The sequence below is a fragment of the Flavobacterium nackdongense genome (genome assembly GCF_004355225.1).
Lineage (GTDB): Bacteria > Bacteroidota > Bacteroidia > Flavobacteriales > Flavobacteriaceae > Flavobacterium > Flavobacterium nackdongense.
Window position 1 is genome coordinate 3256326 of record NZ_CP037933.1, and the last position, 21783, is coordinate 3278108.

General features: G+C 35.4%; 25 protein-coding genes. All 25 read left to right on the plus strand.

Features of this window, described 5'->3' with window-relative positions; genetic code table 11:
* The first annotated feature begins 74 nt into the window (after nt 1–74).
* The 25 genes from E1750_RS13885 to E1750_RS13995 all read left to right on the plus strand — a co-directional run bounded on the left by E1750_RS13885 (nt 75) and on the right by E1750_RS13995 (nt 21783).
* A complete protein-coding gene (locus tag E1750_RS13885) occupies nt 75–971 on the plus strand; it encodes an FkbM family methyltransferase (RefSeq protein WP_133277361.1) in 897 nt (298 codons plus the stop codon).
* A gap of 7 nt (nt 972–978) precedes the next feature.
* Nucleotides 979–1848 (plus strand): glycosyltransferase family 2 protein, encoded by an 870-nt coding sequence (locus E1750_RS13890; protein ID WP_165698058.1) that lies wholly within the window; start codon nt 979–981, stop codon nt 1846–1848.
* A gap of 71 nt (nt 1849–1919) precedes the next feature.
* A complete protein-coding gene (locus E1750_RS13895) occupies nt 1920–2726 on the plus strand; it encodes a class I SAM-dependent methyltransferase (protein WP_133277363.1) in 807 nt (268 codons plus the stop codon).
* A 12-nt stretch (nt 2727–2738) separates the two neighbouring features.
* Entirely contained in the window at nt 2739–2909 is a 171-nt protein-coding gene (locus E1750_RS17785; RefSeq protein ID WP_165698059.1) for a hypothetical protein, read from the plus strand.
* A gap of 389 nt (nt 2910–3298) precedes the next feature.
* Complete coding sequence (locus tag E1750_RS13900) at nt 3299–3538, plus strand: hypothetical protein (RefSeq protein WP_133277364.1); 240 nt, start codon at nt 3299–3301, stop codon at nt 3536–3538.
* Nucleotides 3538–3939 carry a PIN domain-containing protein gene (locus tag E1750_RS13905; protein WP_133277365.1) on the plus strand — a complete coding sequence of 134 codons (402 nt, stop codon included), beginning with the start codon at nt 3538–3540 and terminating at the stop codon, nt 3937–3939. The genes E1750_RS13900 and E1750_RS13905 overlap by 1 nt, the downstream gene beginning before the upstream one ends.
* 488 nt (nt 3940–4427) lie before the next feature.
* Entirely contained in the window at nt 4428–4880 is a 453-nt protein-coding gene (locus E1750_RS13910; RefSeq protein WP_133277366.1) for a DUF6934 family protein, read from the plus strand.
* A complete protein-coding gene (locus E1750_RS17790) occupies nt 4877–5038 on the plus strand; it encodes a hypothetical protein (protein WP_165698060.1) in 162 nt (53 codons plus the stop codon). Before E1750_RS13910 ends, E1750_RS17790 begins: the two co-directional genes overlap by 4 nt.
* Before the next feature lie 265 nt (nt 5039–5303).
* Complete coding sequence (locus E1750_RS13915; RefSeq protein WP_133277367.1) at nt 5304–6566, plus strand: ABC transporter ATP-binding protein; 1263 nt, start codon at nt 5304–5306, stop codon at nt 6564–6566.
* A gap of 13 nt (nt 6567–6579) precedes the next feature.
* Nucleotides 6580–7242 carry an acyltransferase gene (locus E1750_RS17985; protein ID WP_317126128.1) on the plus strand — a complete coding sequence of 221 codons (663 nt, stop codon included), beginning with the start codon at nt 6580–6582 and terminating at the stop codon, nt 7240–7242.
* Nucleotides 7232–8110, plus strand: a complete 879-nt coding sequence (locus tag E1750_RS13925; protein WP_133277368.1) for a class I SAM-dependent methyltransferase — start codon at nt 7232–7234, stop codon at nt 8108–8110. The genes E1750_RS17985 and E1750_RS13925 overlap by 11 nt, the downstream gene beginning before the upstream one ends.
* Nucleotides 8107–9000, plus strand: coding sequence for an NAD-dependent epimerase/dehydratase family protein (locus E1750_RS13930; RefSeq protein ID WP_165698061.1), 894 nt, complete (start codon nt 8107–8109; stop codon nt 8998–9000). Before E1750_RS13925 ends, E1750_RS13930 begins: the two co-directional genes overlap by 4 nt.
* Nucleotides 8979–10124: a glycosyltransferase family 4 protein gene (locus E1750_RS13935; protein ID WP_133277370.1), complete on the plus strand. Its 1146-nt coding sequence runs from the start codon at nt 8979–8981 to the stop codon at nt 10122–10124. Before E1750_RS13930 ends, E1750_RS13935 begins: the two co-directional genes overlap by 22 nt.
* Before the next feature lie 14 nt (nt 10125–10138).
* Nucleotides 10139–10921, plus strand: a complete 783-nt coding sequence (locus E1750_RS13940) for a glycosyltransferase family 2 protein (protein ID WP_133277371.1) — start codon at nt 10139–10141, stop codon at nt 10919–10921.
* A 1-nt stretch (nt 10922) separates the two neighbouring features.
* On the plus strand, nt 10923–11075 hold the full coding sequence (locus E1750_RS13945; protein ID WP_133277372.1) for a glycosyltransferase family 2 protein: 153 nt from the start codon (nt 10923–10925) through the stop codon (nt 11073–11075).
* Between the two features lie 217 nt (nt 11076–11292).
* Nucleotides 11293–12486, plus strand: coding sequence for an ATP-binding protein (locus E1750_RS13950; RefSeq protein ID WP_227873898.1), 1194 nt, complete (start codon nt 11293–11295; stop codon nt 12484–12486).
* A gap of 258 nt (nt 12487–12744) precedes the next feature.
* The gene (locus tag E1750_RS13955) at nt 12745–13653 is read left to right on the plus strand and encodes a glycosyltransferase family 2 protein (RefSeq protein ID WP_133277374.1); all 909 of its coding nucleotides are present in this window, start codon (nt 12745–12747) and stop codon (nt 13651–13653) included.
* Between the two features lie 59 nt (nt 13654–13712).
* Nucleotides 13713–14654, plus strand: coding sequence for a glycosyltransferase family 10 domain-containing protein (locus E1750_RS13960; protein ID WP_133277375.1), 942 nt, complete (start codon nt 13713–13715; stop codon nt 14652–14654).
* Complete coding sequence (locus E1750_RS13965) at nt 14655–15539, plus strand: glycosyltransferase family 2 protein (RefSeq protein ID WP_133277376.1); 885 nt, start codon at nt 14655–14657, stop codon at nt 15537–15539.
* 28 nt (nt 15540–15567) lie between these two features.
* A complete protein-coding gene (locus tag E1750_RS13970; RefSeq protein WP_133277377.1) occupies nt 15568–16506 on the plus strand; it encodes a glycosyltransferase family 2 protein in 939 nt (312 codons plus the stop codon).
* A 37-nt stretch (nt 16507–16543) separates the two neighbouring features.
* Nucleotides 16544–17749, plus strand: coding sequence for a glycosyltransferase family protein (locus E1750_RS13975; RefSeq protein ID WP_133277378.1), 1206 nt, complete (start codon nt 16544–16546; stop codon nt 17747–17749).
* A 22-nt stretch (nt 17750–17771) separates the two neighbouring features.
* Nucleotides 17772–18476, plus strand: a complete 705-nt coding sequence (locus E1750_RS13980; RefSeq protein ID WP_133277379.1) for an FkbM family methyltransferase — start codon at nt 17772–17774, stop codon at nt 18474–18476.
* 10 nt (nt 18477–18486) lie between these two features.
* Entirely contained in the window at nt 18487–19485 is a 999-nt protein-coding gene (locus E1750_RS13985; protein WP_133277380.1) for a glycosyltransferase family A protein, read from the plus strand.
* A 6-nt stretch (nt 19486–19491) separates the two neighbouring features.
* The gene (locus tag E1750_RS13990; RefSeq protein ID WP_133277381.1) at nt 19492–20400 is read left to right on the plus strand and encodes a glycosyltransferase family 2 protein; all 909 of its coding nucleotides are present in this window, start codon (nt 19492–19494) and stop codon (nt 20398–20400) included.
* Between the two features lie 222 nt (nt 20401–20622).
* Nucleotides 20623–21783, plus strand: coding sequence for an ATP-binding protein (locus E1750_RS13995; RefSeq protein ID WP_133277382.1), 1161 nt, complete (start codon nt 20623–20625; stop codon nt 21781–21783).

Below are 21783 nucleotides of genomic sequence, written 5' to 3' on the forward strand. Positions count from 1 at the left end.
TTTAACTTTGTACAGTAGTGGCAACAATAGTTTAAACTAGTAACCAAATAACCGATTAATCAAATACCCTTCTCTTGAAAAAGACCATCCATAAAATAATAGAACAACTGGGTTACAAAATTTCGAATATTTCCAAAAAAGAAGCAGAAAAGCAGCGTTTTGTTCAGCGTTTTGCAGTTGGAAAAGACGCAAATCAATTGGTTTATAATTCAACCGACTATTTATTTGTCATAAAAAAGCATTTTCCGGAACTTAGTCTTGTACCGCACAAGGAGGGTGTCTTAGCTAGCTTTTCTACTTTGAAATTATACCTTGAAAGCAGTGAGGAATTTTTCATTCTCAAAGAAGTTTTTATCGAAAAGGATTATAACTTACTGTCGCAGGAAAACTTTGTTGTTTTTGATATCGGAATGAATATTGGTATTAGTTCCTTGTTTTTTGCCCTCCAAAAAAATGTCAACAAAATTTATTCTTTCGAACCTGTCGCGACCACCTACCATCAAGCCCAATACAATTTGGCATTGAATCCAAGTTATGCGGCTAAGATTGAAGCTTTCCATTGTGGTTTGGGTGGAGCAACCCGAGTAGAAAAAGTGCTGTACAATGCACAGGCTAAAGGGAATTGTGGCATAAGACGAGATCTGAGTTTAGTATTAGACGACAAAAATGCTGCTGAAATTGAAATTAATATCAAAAATGTCGAAGAGGTACTTCCTGCTTTGTTTGCTCAACATCCCAATGAGAAAAAAATCCTGAAAATTGATTGTGAAGGAGCAGAATATGAGATTCTTCAAAAAATGAACGAGGGTACTTTATTGGCCGAAGTCGATATACTATTGATTGAATGGCATGATAAAGGGGCGACAATCCTAGAAGATTTATTAGTTGCCCATAATTTCAGTGTCCTTTCCAGACATTTGACTGCGATTACGGGGATGATTTATGCTTTTAAAAATAGATCTCATAAGTAGTAAGCCCATGACAACGCCTAAAGTCTCCATTATTGTTCCTTGCTACAACCAAGCCCAATACTTAGATGAATCTTTACAGTCGGTAGCACATCAGACCCATACGGATTGGGAATGTTTTATCATCAACGATGGGAGTCAAGATGCTACCGAAGAAGTAGCCAAAAAATGGGAAGCCAAGGACCCGCGTTTTATCTATCTGTTTCAAGAAAATGGTGGTGTAAGCCATGCCAGAAATGTAGGGATACGGCAAGCAAAATCGCAATTTATACTCACCCTTGATGCCGATGACAAATACGAGGCCAGTTTTCTCGAAAAGGCCTTGGCAGTGCTAGAAAGTCAGCCTGAAATAGGTATTGTAAGCAGTTGGGGACGTTATTTTACCAATGTGAAGCAGTTGCACATATTTAAATCTACCGCGCATTCTGTATCTGATTTTTTGTTTTTTAATGGGTTGAACATGGGTTCTTCACTATTTAGGAAAGAATGTTGGGAAGCAGTAGGAGGATATGACGAAAATCCAGAAAACGGTTATGAAGATTGGGAATTTTATCTACGAGTATGCGCTTTTGGATGGAAAGTGCATATTCTAAAAGAAGTATTGTTTTGCTATAGGCAAAACAATACTTCAAGAAGTGCAGAGATGAACAAGAAACATAACGAGATCCAAAAATACCTTTACCTCAAAAACAAGGATATTTATTGTGCCCAGTATGAAACTTTGATTGACCAATTCTTGAAAGTATCTGATTTAGAAAAAGCAGAAATCAACAAGTTCAAAAACACCATTGATTATAAATTAGGCGCTGCTATCCTGCATCCAGTGCGAAAGATAAAATGGTTTTTCTTGAATATTTTCCGGCAAGATTTAAAAATATGAATGCTAGGTAATGCATTGGATTATCTTAAAAACGTGATACTAAAGTAACAGAATTAATTTAATATATAGAAATGAATAAATTTATAAAAAAGCTCTATCGTTTTTTTCTTAAAAAGCCAATTGAGAAAATTGAATTAAGATTTAATAAAATGGGTAAAAAAAGAGCATGTTATATATGCAATAATAGATTCCACCATTTTAGTAAGTGGCGAGGTGGAACGAGGGCTGTACCGCTTTGGTTACGCAAATTGGAAATTATTGGTGGTGATTTTGATAATTTTGGATGTCCATTTTGCAATTCAACGGACCGAGAAAGACATTTATTTATGTTTTTTGACAAATTAAATTTGTGGAGTAAGATGGGACAAAGTGAAATTCTCCATTTTGCGCCAGAGACCAATTTGAGAAAAAAAATAGAACAGTATAGACCATTTAGCTATGTAAAAGCGGATTTGTATTCCAATGATTTGGATATCCAAAAAATTGATGCAACTGCGATTTCTTTTAAAGAGGCATCATTTGATATTGTTATTTGTAATCACGTACTTGAACACATTCCAAATTATAAAAATGCTTTGATTGAGTTTTTTAGGATTTTAAAACCAGGTGGATTAGCAATTCTCCAAACTCCATATTCGAAACTTTTAATCAATAATTTTGAAGATGGAGGAATTAATTCAAACGAGCTACGGTTGATTTTTCACGGGCAAGAAGATCATGTGAGAGTGTTTGGCGAAAGCACCTTTTTTAAGAGTTTAAAAGACGTTGGATTTATTGTTAATAGAATTAAACATTCTGAATTTTTGAACGAGATAGATTCACGGTATTTTGGTGTTAGTGAAGATGAAGATTTAATTCAAGTAATAAAACCACAATAGCTGCTAAGTACATTGAAATTTTATATTGCATATTCATTGTTTTTTACAGTAAACCTAAAAGTATCTGATTTAGAAAAAGCCGAAATCAACAAATTTAGAAACACCATAGATTATAAATTAGGCGCTGCCATTCTTAATCCACTTCGAAAAATTAAATGGTTTTTCTTGAAACTCCTACAATAATTTCAAGTTAAAGTTATTGACTGATTGAAATAGCAATTTCATTGTGAAAAAGGTTTAATCGGTTAACTGCTTAATCGGTTAACTGAAAACAGAATTTCAATGTGAATAAGTTTAATCGGTTAACTGCTTAATCGGTGAAGTGAAAACAGCAATAGCAATTTCAATATTAATGTGAAAAAGGTTTAATCGCTTAGGCGAAAACAGCAATTTCAATGTTAACAGAAAACCTGAAACTCGCAACCCGAAACCCGAAATTAGTAAACAACTTCTAACTTCCATCTTCCCACTTCCCACCTTAATTTACCTTCATTGTCTTAATGGTTTAAAAAAACTTCCTGTCTTCTCGCCTTTGTGGCAAAAAATTGTAACTTTGTATAAATAAGAGCAAGATGAGTTATACTGACAGAAATATAGTGGAAGCCTATTCCTTATTATTGGAAGGATTACCTTCGTTGAGTAAAATTGAATTGATTGAAAAGTTAAGTAAATCGCTTCAAAAAGATAAGGTGGCAAAGGAAAGTTCTTTTTTTAAATCTTTTGGGGCATTTGCTTCAGAAAAAACCGCTGAGGAAATTACTGCAGCTATAAAATTGAGTAGAAAATTTAAAAGTAAAGAAATTAAATTCTGATGCAATATTTATTGGATACCTCCATTTGCGTTTTCTTTTTGAGAGGCCGACTTGAATTAGATAAAATAATTAGAGATAAAGGGACAGAAAACTGTTTTATCTCCGAAATCACCCTTTTTGAACTTCGTTATGGTGCAGAAAACAGTGAGAACCCAACTAAATCTCATAAAGCTGTTGACTTATTTGTAAATGGGTTATCCATAATTCCAATTGTTGGTTCAATAAAAAAATATGCTAAAGAAAAAGTACGGCTTCGTCGATTGGGAAAACCGATGCACGATGAATTTGATTTACTTATTGGGGTAACGGCTATTGAAAACAAACTGACTTTAGTGACTGATAATGTATCGGATTTTCAAAATTTGGACGACATTAAAATTGAAAATTGGTTTACTCGATAATGGATTAAGACTGTCAATAGCAATTTCAATTTGGCAAAGTTTAAAATGGTTTAATCGGTTAACTGCTTAATCGGTTAACTGAAAACAGCAATTTCATTGTGAAAAAGTTTAATCGGTTAATTGAAAATAGCAATGGCGATTTCATTGTGAAAATGGTTTAATCGGTTAATTGAAAATAGCAATGGCGATTTCATTGTGAAAATGGTTTAATCGGTTAACTGCTTAATCGGTTAACTGAAAATTGCAATTTCAATGGTAAACTTTAAACTGTAAACCTTAAACTCGCAACCCGAAACTTTAAACCTTTAAACTTTTAAACAACTTCTAACCTCGTACCTCTAACCTCTACCCTCGTATCTGGAAAAGCATCATAGGCAAGAACGGAGCGGGAAAGAGAAAAGCGTTTATTGTTTAAGGATTGAAATAATTATGCGCAACAAGATGCAATTAATCAAAAAACATTACATTTGTGTTGAAAAAGGCAGAAAGTGAGTATAGAAAAGTATGATTTAATTTCGAGTGAAAATTTAACTACTTTTGAGTTCATAAGTGATGGAACTAAAGGTAAAATTGATAAAATAATCCAGTTTTCAACTACAAACTATCACAATGTTTACAATTTAGGTTTTGGCGACAAAGATGTAATAACTGGTGAAATTGACGACAAAATAGTTTCAAATAATGGAGATAGTGAAAAAGTTTTAGGCACAGTTGTTGAGAGTTTGTATATATTCACGGATAGTAATCCTGATGCATTAATTTATGCCACAGGAAGTACCAAAACCAGAACTCGATTGTATCAAATTGGAATTACAAAATTTATTGAAAAGGCAAAAGCTGATTTTATTATTTACGGGCAAATAGAACAAGAATGGTATATTTTTGAAAAAGACACAAATTACGATGCATTTTTAGTTAAACGTATAATAGGCAAAAAATGAAAAATATAAAAGTGGAAAAAACAATTAATAAATCAAAAGTTCGTATTGATAAATCATTAAATCCATACGAGGATAAAGTGTTATTTCCTGACAAATTGGAAAAAGCAAATGAGATGCTTAAAAATGTTGGATTACCAAAAGGGATAATTGCCCAGTAGCTAGTATTTATTTAATTGAACTGATGAAAGAAAAATTCATTTAAAGCCCTATAAATGGGCTTTTTTTTCACCCTTTAATCGGTTTAAAAAAATTGGCGAGACTTGTTTTCCTAAGAAAAAAAATAAAATAACTTTGCCTCATAGCGCCTTTACTTCGTCAGTTCGTTGTCACTCGTGTGCGTTAAAAAAACAGCAATTTAAATGGCAAACCTGCAAACCTTAAACCTTTAAACAACTTCCAACCTCTAACTTCCCACTTCTAACCTTGAAAGACATCATCCTCAAAGCCGAAAACCTCTCTAAACAATACCGCCTCGGGCTGGTAGGCACCGGCACGCTCAGTCATGACCTGAACCGTTGGTGGCACGAAATACGGGGCAAAGAGAATCCGTATCTCAAGATTGGTGATACCAACGACCGTTCTACCAAAGCCGAAAGTGATTACGTTTGGGCACTGCAAGACATCAATTTTGAAGTAGAGCGCGGCGAAGTCTTAGGCATTATTGGCAAGAATGGAGCGGGCAAATCGACTTTGCTCAAGATTTTGTCTAAGGTCACGGCACCCACTACGGGCAGCATTAAGTACAACGGGCGCATTGCTTCCTTGCTCGAAGTAGGCACGGGATTCAATGGCGAAATGACCGGACGCGAAAACATTTTCTTAAACGGTGCGATTCTGGGAATGACCAAAAAAGAAATCGCCTCGAAGCTCGACGAAATTATAGAGTTCTCGGGTTGTGAGCGCTATATCGATACGCCTGTAAAACGCTACAGCAGCGGAATGTATGTACGGTTGGCTTTTGCGGTGGCGGCCTTCCTTGAACCTGATATCTTGATTATCGATGAGGTGCTCGCGGTGGGCGATGCCGAATTCCAGAAAAAAGCCATTGGCAAGATGCAGGATATTTCCAGACAAGGAGGCAGGACGGTGTTGTTTGTTAGTCATAATATGGCGGCAGTAAAACAGTTGTGTACGAAAGCTATTGTTTTAGAAAATGGTTCCGTGGTTTTTGAGGGAAATACCAATGCGGGCATTGAGTATTATTTGCAAACTAACCAATACGAGGGTTATATTGGGCAATATATAAATGAAGGTGTTGAAGAGTCTGGATTTGTAAGTCTTGCTCTTGTCGATAAAAACGACACTGTAAGAACCGAATTTGGTTTTGATGAACCCATTGCTATTAAGATAAAAGCGAAAGTGGCTGAACAACATTTGAATGCTCATTTGGGTTTTAGAGTGGTCGACAGAAATGAAAGAGTTATTTTTACCTCAGAAATGAAATTGGTAACAGAAATTGACAACGCTGGTTTGTATGAATTTAAAGTAAAATTACCAGAGCAGTTTTTAGTACCCAACAAATTCAAACTTACTTTTGGTTTTCATTTACCTAATGTAGAATTGATTGATTATCAAGAGGAATGTTTGTTCTTTGAGATTGTGGAAACAGGTTCCAATTTGCATATGTATAGCAATAGTGATTATGGTTGTGTTTTTGTAGATTGTTGTTGGAATTTAATTAAGTAGAACTAATTTTAAAATGATGCTTTTTTTACAGAAAACAATTGCCAAACTTCTTAATTCAAAATTGGTTTTAAATAATCCTTATTTGAATATTGGAGCTATTAAATCAAAAATCAATGAATTAAAAATCAAGAAATGTATAGAACAAGTAACAATTGGAGAAAAATCCAAATTTTATGAACAAGCCGAGGTAATAAATCTTCAAAAAAATTGTGAAAAAATTTGTATCGGTAAAAATTCACATATAAGAGGAGGTCTTCAAGTTTTTGAACAAAATGGAAAAATAAATATTGGTGATTTTTGTTACGTTGGCGAAAACACTAAAATTTGGTCTGCATTAAGTATAGAAATAGGGAATCAAGTTTTAATTTCGCACAATGTTAATATTCACGATAATATTTCTCATCCATTGCATTCAGATATGCGTTTTAAAGATTACAAGAGAATTTTGGGAATAGAAAATTATGAGCCTAAAACGTTTGATTTAAATTCCAAAAAAATTACAATCAAAGATAAAGCTTGGATTGGATTTAATAGCATTATCTTAAAAGGTGTTACAATAGGAGAAGGAGCCATTGTTGGAGCGGGAAGCGTTGTTACAAAAGACGTTCCTGATTGGACCATAGTTGCAGGAAATCCTGCTAAAATTATTAGAGAAATCCCAGAGAATGAAAGATAAAATGACTTGGGAAGAAACCATAAAATACATTCGGACACAACCTGCATTTAAAGATTTGGTTGAAAAAGCCTATTTCGAAGAAGATTTGCTATTAAATGTTGAACGATTTAAACACAGTGAAGAGTTTATAGAAACGCTTCAATTTTTAAAACAATATCAGCCCAATGCAAAAAACATATTGGACATTGGTAGTGGGAATGGGATAAGTTCAGTTGCGCTGGCTCTTGAAGGGTATAATGTTGTAGCTATAGAACCCGATTCGAGCGATACTATCGGTGCCGGAGCTATTAGAAAATTAAAAGTACATTATAATTTGCCTAATTTGGAAGTTTTTGAAGCTTTTGCTGAAGAACTTCAATTATCTGACGAAAATTTTGATATTGTTTATGCACGACAATGTATGCATCATGCCTATGATTTGGAGAAGTTTGTTGCAGAAGCAAGCAGAGTAATAAAGAAGAATGGCTTATTTATAACTATTCGTGACCACGTTATTTTTGATAAAAAAGACAGAGAGTGGTTTTTAGAAAACCATCCTTTGCAAAAGTATTACGGTGGAGAAAATGCCTTTACCCCAACAGAATATAAAGCCGCAATCCAAAAAGCAGGTTTAAAAGTTGAAAAGGAAATAAAGTATTTTGACAATGTAATTAATTATTTTCCTTCTACAAAAAATGAGGTTTTGAACATGTTTCAGATGGCAAAATACAAAGCAATTCTGCATTTAAATAAAAAAATAGGGGTTTTGTCTAAAATACCATTTTTGCAAGAAATGTATTTTAAAAAGATAGGTTTGACAAAGGAAAGCGTATATGACGAAAAAAAAGTACCTGGAAGAATGTATTCTTATTTATGTATAAAAAAATGAAAATTCTAATCATAGGTTCCAAAGGATTCATCGGTAGTCATTGCGTAGCTTATTTTACGGCAAAGGGTTGGGATGTTTATCAAGCGGATGTCACAGCATCGTCAAGTAAATCCTATTACAAAATTGAAGCTGAAAACGCTAGTTTTTCGGCTCCTTTCAAAGATCATCAATTTGATGTTTGCATCAATGCTTCGGGTTCAGCACATGTGGGTTTCTCTTTCGAAAAGCCTTCCCAAGATTTTGAATTGAATGTTGTCAATGTGCAAAAAATATTGGTTGCCATCAGGGATTTTAATCCGAGTTGTAAGTTTATCAATTTTTCGAGCGCCGCTGTCTATGGCAATCCGCAATTTTTGCCCATTACTGAAAATAGTGTTTGTAAACCCTTGTCTCCTTATGGTTTTCATAAATTGCAAAGCGAGTTGTTGCTCACCGAATATCATAAATTTTTTGGTTTGAACACTTGTAGCTTGCGTGTTTTTTCGGCTTATGGACCACGACTGAAAAAACAATTATTTTGGGATTTGTATCAAAAAGCGCTCAAAACTCATTTTATTTCACTTTTTGGAACAGGAAACGAAACCCGAGATTTTATTTATATCGATGATTTATTGCAGATTATCGCTTTGGTCATTGAGAATTCTCCTTTTCAGGGTTCTATATACAACGTTGCCAGTCAGGTGGAAACTACAATTGCCGAAGCAGCTCAACTATTCACAAATGAATTTGGTCCCGAAAAGCAAATTGTGTTTACAGGCGAAGTTAAAGTGGGCGACCCTAATAATTGGTTGGCCAATATGGAAAAACTCAAAAAGTATGGCTTTGAACCGCATTATAATTTATCTTTGGGTCTTAAAAAATATGCTGAATGGCTTCGCAAAAACGAGTAGGAATTTTTTACAACTACAATGAAAATTGGATAGGTGGCGCCTATTATATTCAAAATTTAATTCGTTCTCTAAATTGTCTTCCCAAAGCAGAGCAAATTCAATTGCATATTTTAGCCAAGGATCGTGCACTTTTTCAAGAATTGCAAAAAGCGACCGCTTATCCAAAATTGAAATTTATTCAATACCAACCACAATTCAACAAGATAGAGCGTTTTGTCAATAAAGTGAGCCTGAAGCTTTTTAGAAGGAAGTTGATTTTAAAAAAGATTAAATTGGACTGGGCTTTTCCACTTTACGCAATTCCGCAAGACTTACAGCATATCAAGGAATTGGTTTTTTGGATACCAGATTTTCAGGAAAAATATTTGTCTGCTTTCTTTTCACCGGAAGAGGTCAAGAATCGGCAGTCGAGTTATCATAATATGGTGGCTTTAAACTATCCCATTGTTTTTAGCAGTAACTCGGCTTTGAATGATTTTAAAACTTTTTTTCCTGACGCAAAAAACCCCGTGTCGGTTTTGCAATTTGCCGTTGTCCATCCAGATTTGAGATTCAATGAGATTGATGCGGTAAAATTGAAGTACGGTATTTCAGGGGAATACTTTTTTTCTCCCAATCAATTTTGGCAACATAAAAATCAAATTGCTCTAATTGAGGCAGCAAAAATTTTGAAAGAACAAGGGATTGTAGTAAAAATTATTTTCACTGGCAAAGAACACGATTACAGAAATCCTGATTATACTGCTAATTTGAAGCAAAAAGTACTTGACTATCAATTAGAAAATAATATCCTGTTTTTAGGTTTTATTGATCGAGTGGACCAACTTGTTTTAATGAACAATGCGCAAGCCGTAATTCAGCCTTCGTTATTTGAAGGATGGAGCACGGTTGTAGAGGATGCAAAAGCATTGAATCAAACATTGATTGTTTCTAATATTGAAGTTCATAAAGAACAATTGGGAGATAAAGGGTATTTTTTTGCTCCCGACGATTACGCTGAATTAGCATCTAAAATAGTTGAAGTTATTGAGAATCCGGCAAACAGATTAAGATATGATCTGGACTATTCTGTGAACATTGAGAAGTTTGCTTTAAATTTGAAATCACTAATAGATAATAACTAGGATTATTTTTGACAATGACCAAAAAACTCTCCATCATCACCATCAACTACAACAACCTCGAAGGGTTGAAGCGAACTATGGAGAGCGTAGTGAGCCAGACTTGGCAAGAGTTTGAGTATATCGTAATTGATGGTGGTTCGACCGATGGTAGTGCCGAGTATATCCACAGTCAGCGTGAGCAGCTCGATTATTGGGTCAGCGAACCTGATCACGGGATTTACAATGCTATGAACAAAGGTATTGCCAAAGCCACAGGTGAGTATTTGTTGTTTTTGAATAGTGGCGATCATTTGTATAGTGCTGCTGTACTTGCCGAGAATCATAGTGCTATCAAGGATCAGGATTTAATTTATTTTGATATCGTGTATGTCGATGCAAAAGGGTCGTATGCCATCGCTTATCCCGAGACCTTGAATTTTTCATTTTTTTATTTGGATACCTTGTGCCATCAATCTACTTTGATAAAACGAACACTTTTTGAGAAAGTAGGGTTGTATGATGAACACTTGAAGTTTGCGTCGGATTGGAAATTTTTTATAAAAGCATTATTCCAGCATAATTGTACGTACTTGAAAGTAAATGCGATTCTCAGCACCTATTTTTTAGACGGAATTAGTTCACTAATCACTAATCAGAAAGTACTGTTCGAAGAAAGGCAGCAGGTTTTGAATTCAAATTTCAAAGGTTATGTTGAGGATATTGATGAACTCTTAGCTTTAAGAACAAAAGTATCCAATTTAAAAAATTCAAAAAAGATAGGCTGGCTAGTCAAGCTGGGGTTAATTCACAAATTTTAATATGAGAGTGCCGCAAGTCTCCATCATCGTTCCCTGCTACAACCAAGCTCATTATTTGGATGAAGCTTTGCAATCGGTTTTAGATCAAACCGATCCGGATTGGGAATGTATCATTGTCAATGATGGTAGTCCTGAAAACGCCAAGCTAGTCTAGCAAAAGTACCAAGGAGAATTTGTTTTGGCATACTTTCATTTGCATCTAATTTGGGAAGTACTTCATTGAATACCATCGGGTATGCCGCATAGCGATTTCGGGCGACGAAGAATGGATACTAATTTTTGGAAATAACAATACAGGGTGAATAAACGTGTATTTTGTATTGTGTAAAATACAAAAATTATATATATTTGTATTTTAAATAATGCAAAATATGGAAATGATACAAATAAGGCATGTCAATCTCATCAGTCAAACCGACTTGGGTTTTGAGCGGTATTTGTTGCATTCACTTCCTTGGGAGCAACGATTATTGGGTGTAAAAGGGGCAAGAGGAGTGGGCAAAACCACCCTTTTTTTGCAATACATCAAGAAAACCTACGGTATTTCGCCACAAGCGTTGTATGTTTCCTTAGATAATTTGTATTTTTCGGCTCATACTTTGAGCGATTTGGTCGAAGATTTTGTAAACAAAGGAGGGGAGCATTTGTTTGTAGACGAAGTGCATAAATATCCCAATTGGTCGGTAGAACTCAAAAATATTTATGACAATTATCCCCAATTAAAAGTGGCTTTCACGGGTTCGTCCTTGCTCGAAATAGTGAATGCTCGAGCCGATTTAAGCAGGCGTGCCTTAGTTTTTGAAATGCAAGGATTGTCCTTTAGAGAGTTTCTCAAGTTTCGCCATCAAATCGACTTACCACCCATCTCGCTAGAAGAAATACTAGAAAATCATACCCGAATAGCACTAGATATTCAAGAGAAATATAAACCATTGGCATTGTTTGAGGAGTATTTAAAAGTAGGTTATTTTCCTTTTTACGATAGTAACAGGCTGTTTTATTACAAGCAATTACAGGAAGTGATCACTATGATTTTGGAAATAGAACTGCCCTTATTGCGCAAAACCGAAGCAAGTATGCTGTTCAAAATCAAACAGTTGCTTTATATTATTAGTCAGTCGGTGCCATTTAAACCCAATATTTCAGCTTTGGCCAACAAAATCCTAGTGACCCGAAAAACAGTGGTTGATACTTTGTTGTATTTGGAGGAGGCAGGCATTTTGAATATGATTTATAAGGACAATTTTGGCGTAAGCTTGTTGCAAAAACCAGAGAAAATATACTTAGAAAACACTAATTTCGCCTTTGCTTTGAGTAGTACTGAACCGAATATAGGGAATATTCGAGAAACCTTTTTCTTAAATCAAATCAAGCAGCAACATCGAGTGAGTTATAGCGAAAAAGTTGATTTCACCGTAAACGAAACCTATTGGTTTGAAATAGGCGGAAAAAACAAAGGGAAATCGCAACTAGTGGGTTTAGATAATGCGTATCTTGTGCAAGATCAAATTGCTATTGGCGTAGGTAATACCATTCCGTTATGGCTGTTTGGGATGTTGTATTAGCGGCTTAATGCGTAAAATTTGCTCGTTATATTTTTGAAATAGCCCGTTGGGTGTAATTAGTTTTTGGTGATAATTTTTCGTCACTTCGAGTGATTTTCTCCCGAAGCGTCGGGAAGAAAATTGTATCGAGAACAGAAAAATTATCATTAAAAACGGTTCTCGATACATTTTTTGTTCCGTTTCTCTACACAAAAAACACTCGAACTGACGTACTGAAATAATTACACCCAACGGGTTTGAAATAATAATTTTTTAATAATGCCTATGATCTCCATCATCGTTCCCTGCTACAACCAAGCTCATTATTTGGATGAAGCTTTGCAATCGGTTTTAGGCCAGACCTATCCGGATTGGGAATGTATTATCGTCAATGATGGTAGTCCTGATCGTACAGCGGAAGTGGCTCAAAAGTGGGTCGAAAAGGACTCTCGCTTTGTTTATATTTATAAAGAAAATGGAGGTGTAAGCAGTGCTCGGAATTTGGGAATAGAAAAAGCGAAAGGCGTTTACCTTCAGTTCTTGGATGCGGATGATTTTTTAGTAAAGGACAAATTAGCATTGTCTTTGCAGCAGATAGAAAAGAATAGTGATGTCAATCTTGTCATTACTAACTTTAGGATGTTTACGGATAATCCAGAAATGAGCTCGGAGCCCTACTGCGCTTTGAACGCCCAAATGTTTAGTTTTGAAAACATGCTGTATCAATGGAATAATGGTTTTACCATACCTATTCATTGTGGCTTTTTTCACTCTTCCTTATTTGAAAGCATCAGATTTCCTGAAGATATAGCGGCACAAGAGGATTGGGTGGTATGGGTTAGAATTTTCAAGAAAGGGTGTACAGTTGTTTTTATTGACCAAGCTTTGGCTTTGTATCGCATCAATCCTTCGAGTAGAATGACGACCAAAGGTTTGAGTGAGGATCATCTTAAAGCGTGTGCCTATTTCCGAAATTATTTATCAACTGAGGAATACATTGACTTTTCGACCGTATTATTTTCGAGATATTACCAGTTATATGAAGATTATAAATACAGATTGAGCGCCACCAAAAATTCGAACAGTTACCAAACCGGTTTGATGGTCAAGAAAGTTTTAAAATCCTTGGGAGTTTTGGGTTTGTTCAAACGTATTATTCCGCTCGTTTTACAATTTAAAGCTAAATAGTGGAACATTTGCAATCAAAAGGTTTCTTTGAAGTCGCACCAAAGCCTAAATTAGGAAATATGAAGGAAATTAAGATCAATTTTACCGATTTTTGGCCTGGGTTTGATAAGACCAATAATTATTTTTATAATTTGTTGGTTCAAAACTACCGTGTGCTTATCGATGAGCAGCCGGATATTTTGTTTTATTCTTGTTTCAATCACGACTATTTAAACTACAATTGTACTCGAATCTTCTACACCCCCGAAAATATCAGACCTGATTTTACAGCCTGTGATTTCGCTTTTTCTTTTGATTATTCTAGCAGACAAAATCATTTTAGGCTGCCATTGTATTCCTTTTATGTTGAACTGCTGGGCTTGCTTCCTAAGTTAACAAGCATTCCCACCCGTGACGAAGCCAGAAGCATTTGGCGCGGCAAAACCGAGTTTTGTTGTATGGTGGTCTCCAATCCGAATAGTGCCAAACGACTCGATTTTTTTAGGAATTTGTCTAAAGTAAAAAGAGTAGCTTCCGGTGGCGCTGTTCTGAACAATGTAGGTGGAAAAGTGCCCGACAAGGCCGCTTTTATCAAGGACTATAAGTTTGTGATTTCTTTTGAGAATAGTTCCTATGACGGTTATACCACCGAGAAAATAATGGAACCCATTTATGAGGATTGTATTCCAATTTATTGGGGAAACCCATTAGTAAGCAAGGATTTTAATTCTGCGAGGTTTTTGGAATATAACAGCTTCCAAAACGAAGAGGAATTAATCGCCAGACTGCTGGAAATAGATCAAAATGAAGAATTGGCTATTGATATATTGATGCAGCCTACTTTTAGTGTGGATAAAGTAGCTCACGAACAGGAAAAGGAACAGGTGCTTGACATCATCAGCAATATGATAGAAAATCCAAAAAAACCTATTGCACAACAATGGTGGCGGTATTTGCATCACTGTAAATTACTGTATAGAAAAAACAAGAAGCGATTGCTTGTAAAATTTAAATTGCTTTAGATGCTGGCTATTGTAATCCCATATTATAAACTCAGTTTCTTTGATGAGACTTTGGCGTCACTAGCGCATCAAACCGATAAACGCTTCAAAGTGTATATTGGTGATGACGCGAGCCCAGAAAAACCTACTGAATTATTAGAAAAGTATGAAGGGAAATTTGATTTTGTGTACCATCGGTTTGAGTCCAATTTAGGAGGCACTTCATTGCCGCAGCAATGGGAGCGCTGCATAGCGCTTTCGGGAGACGAAGAATGGGTTATGATTTTGGGTGATGATGATTATATTGGCGACCGGGTCGTCGAGGAGTTTTACGCCCATTGGCCGGAGTTTCAATCGAAGTCGAATGTAGTTCGTTTTGCCTCGCGAACCATAGTTCAGGAAGAAAATCACCAAGCCCCCATTTGCTACCATCCGGTATGGGAATCGGCCACGGATGCCTATTTGAGAAAGTTCAAATTCCTGACCCGAAGCTCGCTTTCGGAGTATGTTTTTTCGAAAAAAAGCTATGAAAAATTCGGCTTTTATAATTATCCCTTGGCCTGGAATAGCGATGATAGGGCTTGGTTGGACTTTTCGGAGGACCAGCCTATTTACAGTATCAATGAAGCGGTGGTTTGCTCGAGGCTATCCGCTATTAACATCACAGGGAAAAAAGATAATGCAGTTTTAAAAAATGCGTCTTTGGTGCAGTTTTATCAATTTTTAATTGAGCATAAGTCCCAACATTATACTAAATTTGACAACGTTAAAATTATTCGGCAATACCAGTATGTCCTGCAATGTACTAAGAAATTAGAGAGCAAGGACTGGTTGTTTTTAGTGACTCATTATTTGAAAAATGCTACTATAGAGGTTGTTGCGGGATTCCTAAAAAAGTACGTCTAATGCTAGCGCAAAAAGCAAAAAAATAGAAATGAAACCACAAGTAAGTATCATCATGGCGACCTACAACCGGGCGCATTTTATAGCAGAGACGCTTGCGGCTATACGAAACCAAACCTTCACCAATTGGGAATGTATCATTGTTGATGACGGAGGGACTGATACTACTAGTGAAGTCATTGCCCCGATTTTGGAGCAGGACAGCCGATTTCAATACCATATACGGCCTAACCAGTATTTAAAAGGTTTGCCGGGTTGTCGTAATTACGGCTTGGATTTGGCCAAAGGCGAGTATATTATTTTTTTTGATGATGACGACATTGCACATCCTCAAAACTTGGAGTTGTGTGTGTTGGAATTAAATGACCCGAATATTTTCTTTTGCCGCTACATCCGCGAGGTTTTTGTGAATGATTTTCATTATAATTTTGATTATTCCAAAGTGTATAGTTCATTTTATATCGACAAAAAAGAGTTGCTCCAGATGTTGAATCATTCGCTACAGTTTAATTCTTGTGCTGTGATGTGGAGAGCGGTCTGCTTTGAAAAAAATCGATTTGTAGCAACCTTACTTTTTGCAGAGGAATGGGAATTATATTCGAGAATTGTTTCCTGTGGATTTTCGGGAATATCAATCAATAAGACCTTGTTTTATGGCCGAAAGCATCCTGAATCGAATACAGGAGAATACGATCGCAAGAATCCAATTCGACGCGCTTCCTATGCCGATGCGATAGAGCTGGTAGCAAAAAACCTAAAAGAAAAGCAATTATTGACCTATGCTTTAAAGAGGTATTTGATTGCTTTTTCAATCGATTTTGAGGAATATAATTTATTCGAAAGGATTTTAAATACGCTCGATTTACCTACATTTGAAAAAATAAAATGGCAACTTTTTTATGCTGTTTTACCGTTAAGGTTAATCATCCATAGGAAGAAGAAAGCTTTAATAAAAAGTTTGGCACATTGAAATATGTCCTTAAAGAAACAATCCAAACCATCAGACCATGAAATTTTTAATAATAGAACAGGATTTAAGAGTTGTGGGAACAAGTCAAGGCATTATTTCCCGTTCTTTTTTGGCAAAATTAAGAGGGGCTTATTCTCAATCTGTTATCGATGTAGTCTATATCAAACAATCTCCGAGTGATGACGACTTAGATTTATTGCCTGTAAATACAATCGAAACCCATATCGTGAATCTTAAAACGCCATTTTTAAAGAAATGGTTCAATAAAATCTATTGGAGAGTGTTTCACCAATCTTTAGCAATTGAGCACATCCATAAAGTGTATGCTGCTATTATTGCCAAGATAGATTACCAGAAATACGATCATATTTTTATAAGAAGTGCGGGTATTGACCATGAAATAATTTTGGCATGTAAAGATTTGCCTCTATTGGAAAAAGCCATCGTCAATTTTCACGATCCTTATCCCTTGTTTTGGTATGCAGGGACAAAAAGTGCCTTGACCAATTTGGAACTTTTCAAATTTAAAAAAATGTATGCCGTGGTCTCCCAGGCTAAAACCTGCATGAGTTCGGCTCGATTAATGGCCGAAGATTTACAGTATTTGTATGGTTCGAGAAAAAAAATCCATCATTTGCCCCATCAATATGACTCTAGCGTTTTTGATTTATCGGATGTGAGTACTGCCGTGAAAAAAAAGAAAAAGGTGTTGATTTCCTACCACGGTGCCATCATGTTTGGCAGGAACATAGAAATTCTTTTGGATGTTTATATTGATTTAATTGAAAACAATGTTTTTTATAAAGAAAACACCGAGTTTGTCTTGCGATTAAAAGGGGTTGATTTGATAAAAATGGCTGAAAAATATGGTGCAATTCCCAATATAAAGGTTTTTGGGATGCTCAGTTTTTCTAATTCCTGTTTTGAACAAACACATGAAGCTGACATTAATATTATCTTGGAGAATGGTCCAATTTACAGTAATACTTTGGTGGGCAAAGCTCCTTTCTTGGCTTCTACAGGTAAATCCATATTTGTTTTAGCGCCAGAGCGAAGTGAAATTCGTTCGATACTCAAAGAAGATCAATTTATTGCTAGCTATTCCGACCCAAAAGAGATTAAAAACAAACTAGAAAATCTAATTGTAGATAGTTTAAATTCTATTAAACCTGTTTCTCCTTTTGGGGATTATTTTGGAGATGAGAATTATAAAATATTATTAGACAAAGTACTATTGGATTAAAATTATTTATTACTATTAAAGAATGAAGAATATAATTAATAAAGCAAAAAATAAAATTCGAGAATTTATATATAAAAGATATAACATCAGCTTTTCTCAGGGAGGTGGGGATGATATTCAGCTCACCAAACTTATTAAAGCTGAAAGACCAGGAGTTTATGTGGATATTGGATGTTGGCACCCCGTTAAGGCCTCCAATACGTATTATTTTTATTTAAGAGGATGGAAAGGAATTTGTATAGATCCAAATCCAGAATTGAAAACATTATATGATAAATTCAGACCAAAGGATAGTTTTATTAATTGTGCGATAGGTCCCAAAGAAAAAAGTTTGACATATTATCAATTGAATGATAATTACAGCACCATGAATACTTTAAATTATGATTTTATTAAATTGCATAATTTAGAGAATCAGATAAAGTGTATTGTAAATGTACCCATTTATAATTTAAAAGATATTTTAGATAAGAATATTTTAGAAGGAGATAGATTAGATTTTTTTGACATAGATGTTGAAGGTTTTGATTTAGAGGTATTAAAATCAAATGATTGGGTTAAATATAGACCAAAAGTGGTTCTTGTTGAGACGGATTTAACAATTCAAAACGACATTAATTCTGAAATTGTACAATATTTAGAAACAGTAGATTATAAATTGGTAGCGAAGTCTATAATTAATGGAAACTTAGGAAATCTATTTTTGATGGATAATAAAATTAATTAGTATAAAGAAAATGAGACAAGGATCAAATCCCCAAAAGGTGGAAAGAAAATTATCATTGACCACACATCACAGAATTGTAATGGTAGTTTATATTCCCAATGAAGAAGGGTTCTACAAGGATTCCTTTGAAGTGTTTAAAGCTTGCTTAGATTCTTTGGTTTCAACTATAAATTTAAAAGCTGGCATAACTATAGTGAATAATGGGTCGAATAAAAAAGTGTCCGACCTTTTGCGTTTTTATTTAGATAAAAAAAAAATAGACACCTTAATTTCTCATAATTTAAATATAGGAAAGATAGATGCGATGATTGGTGCTGCAAGAGGTGCTAGAGAAAAATACATTACGCTAACAGATGCTGATATTCTTTTTGTAAAAGGGTGGCAGGAAAAAGTGGAAGAAGTTTTTACAGTTTTTCCGAATGTGGGTTCTGTTTCTCCCATTCCTGTTCGTAGCGGAGTGCTGGCAGGAACAAGCTCTGTGTTGAAATATGTATTATTACGCAAAATCAAATGTATGTTTATTCCCATACCAGAAAACTTTTTAGGATACAATAGGTATTTAGACAGTATTAATTGGGGTTCTGAAGACAAAGATGATAATGAATGGCCTGTTGTTGAAAAAAGTGGACTTAGAGCTATAATTGGGAGTGGACACCAAGTGCTCACAATCGATAGGGACATCTTGTTTAAGACCACACCTTCAAACCCATCCTTAACATTGGTTGGTAATCTATCGGAGCATAATTATGTCGATGTTCCTATTGATAAATCAGGGAAACTAAGATTGTCCACTTACAATAATTATGCTTTTCATATGGGAAATAAATTGGAAAGTTGGATGTTGGAGACCCAAGAAGTTAATTGTAAAACTATTGAAAAGAAGGAGGATTTAGGTAAAATAGTGCCTCCATCTCCAGATCTATTTAATTCTAAAATAAAGAATAAGTGGTATGTGTTAAAGAAATTGCTTCTAAAAAAAATGTTTTCACTTTTTATAGTCAAGAATTGATTAGCGATGAATGATCCCAATTTTTCGATTCTCATCACCACCAAAAATCGCCTTAACGATTTGACTTTTACCTTGGGTAAAATCAAGCCTCTCCTAGCGATGAATGAAGTGAGTTGTGTAGTTTTTGATGACGGATCTACCGATGGGACTTATGAGTATGTCAAAGAAAATTTCCCCGCTATTCAACTCCAACGAAATGCCGTATCCAAAGGCTATATTTTTTGCCGGAACAAAATGTTGAACGAAACCAAGGCCGACTTTGCGATTTCCTTAGACGATGATGCTCATTTTCTGACCGAGAATCCCTTGGAAATTATCTGCCATCATTTTAAAAAAAATCCCAATTGCGGCCTGCTTGCTTTGCGTATTTTTTGGGGATTGGAAGAGCCGAAAAAGAGCAGTACGGCTGAAAAATCAGAACAGGTGCAAGGATTCGTTGGCTGTGCCCACGTATGGCGAATGGAAGCTTGGCGAACCCTTCCGAATTATCCTGAATGGTTTGTTTTTTATGGCGAAGAGAATTTTGCTTCTTTTCAATTATATAAAAAAAATTGGGAAATCCATTATTTGCCGGAAGTTTTGGTGCATCATCGTGTCGATGTGAAAGCCAGAAAAAATGAGGGCGATTATGCCCTTCGATTGCGTCGCTCTTTGCGCTCGGGTTGGTATTTGTTTTTCTTGTTTTACCCTATCCAAACGATTCCTAAAAAATTGGCGTACTCGCTATGGATTCAGATCAAGTTTAAAGTGTTCAAAGGCGATTTTAAAGCGTTGCAGGCTATTGTTTTAGCTTTGTTGGATTTGGTTTGGAACGCACCTAAAATCATAAAAAACAGCAACCGATTAACGCAAAAGGAGTATGAAACATACAATGAACTAGCAGAGGCAAAAATTTATTGGCAGCCCGAAAACTAGTTCCTATATTTTAAAAACCGTGCAAATTGAGAATTAAATTTTCAATTTGCACGGTTTTCGATTTTTTATAGTTTAAATAGCTTATGTTGAACTAGTTAAAATTATTTTTTAAGTTAATTTTTTTGTGTATAATTTATTTTTAGGTATAAATAATGACTATAATAATACTTTTTCTATTTATTATTTGTAATTTTACTGCAAATTGAAAACTTGATTTACAATATGCACGATTTTATTCACAGAAAGATAGAAGCTACTGTCCAACAGTATCTTAAAATATTTCCGGTTGTAGCGGTTTTAGGCCCGAGACAGTGCGGAAAATCTACTTTGGTGAAAACCCTTGCTGCTCACTGGGGCGACTCATTGTATCTTGATTTGCAGTCTGATGGCGATTTGGCCAAATTAGATCAACCTAGTTTTTTCTTTGAATCCAATGCCAACAAAATAATATGTTTGGATGAAATTCAATTGGTGCCTCAATTGTTTTCGGTTTTGAGAAGCGTGGTCGATAAAAATCGCCACAATGGCAAATTTGTTCTTTTGGGTTCGGCTTCCCGTGATTTGATTCAGCAAACCTCCGAGTCGTTGGCAGGTAGAATAGGAATGGTGTATTTGTCGCCTTTTACGCTGAACGAATTGGATCAATTGGAAGGGTTTAGTTTGAATGCGTTTTGGTTAAGAGGAGGTTTTCCGGACAGTTATTTGGCAGACAGCAATGATTTTAGCGAAATTTGGCGCGCTAATTTCATCAAGACTTTTATTGAGCGAGATATTCCGCAATTGGGTTTTCAGATTCCTGCTTTGCAGTTGAAACGTTTGCTGGTGATGTGCGCCCACAATCAAGGGCAGCTCATTAATTTTTCTAAATTGGGAGAATCTTTAGGCTTAACACATCCCACGATTCGTAGGTATATCGATTTGTTGGAGCAAACTTTTATATTGCGAACGGTACTTCCGTTTGAAGCAAACGTCAAGAAGCGATTGGTCAAATCGCCTAAAGTATTTGTTCGGGATTCGGGAGTACTACACCAACTGTTGGCCATTTCAGATTTCAATTCCTTATTAAGTCATCCGGTATTTGGCTCTTCTTGGGAAGGCGTAGTAGTCGAAAATGTGATTGTGAACAAACCCGATTGGAATTATTATTTTTATCGCACCGCCACAGGCGACGAAATGGATTTAATTCTCGAAAAAGGAAATCAACGCATTGCCATTGAATGCAAAGCTTCGACAGCACCCAAACTGACCAAAGGTTTTTATCGTGCTTTAGAAGTGGTACAACCACAAAGGACCTTTGTGATAATTCCGGCTCCGGTTTCTTACGAAATTGGACCCAATATAACTGTTTGTGGATTATCGGAGTTTTTAAATATCGAATTTTAA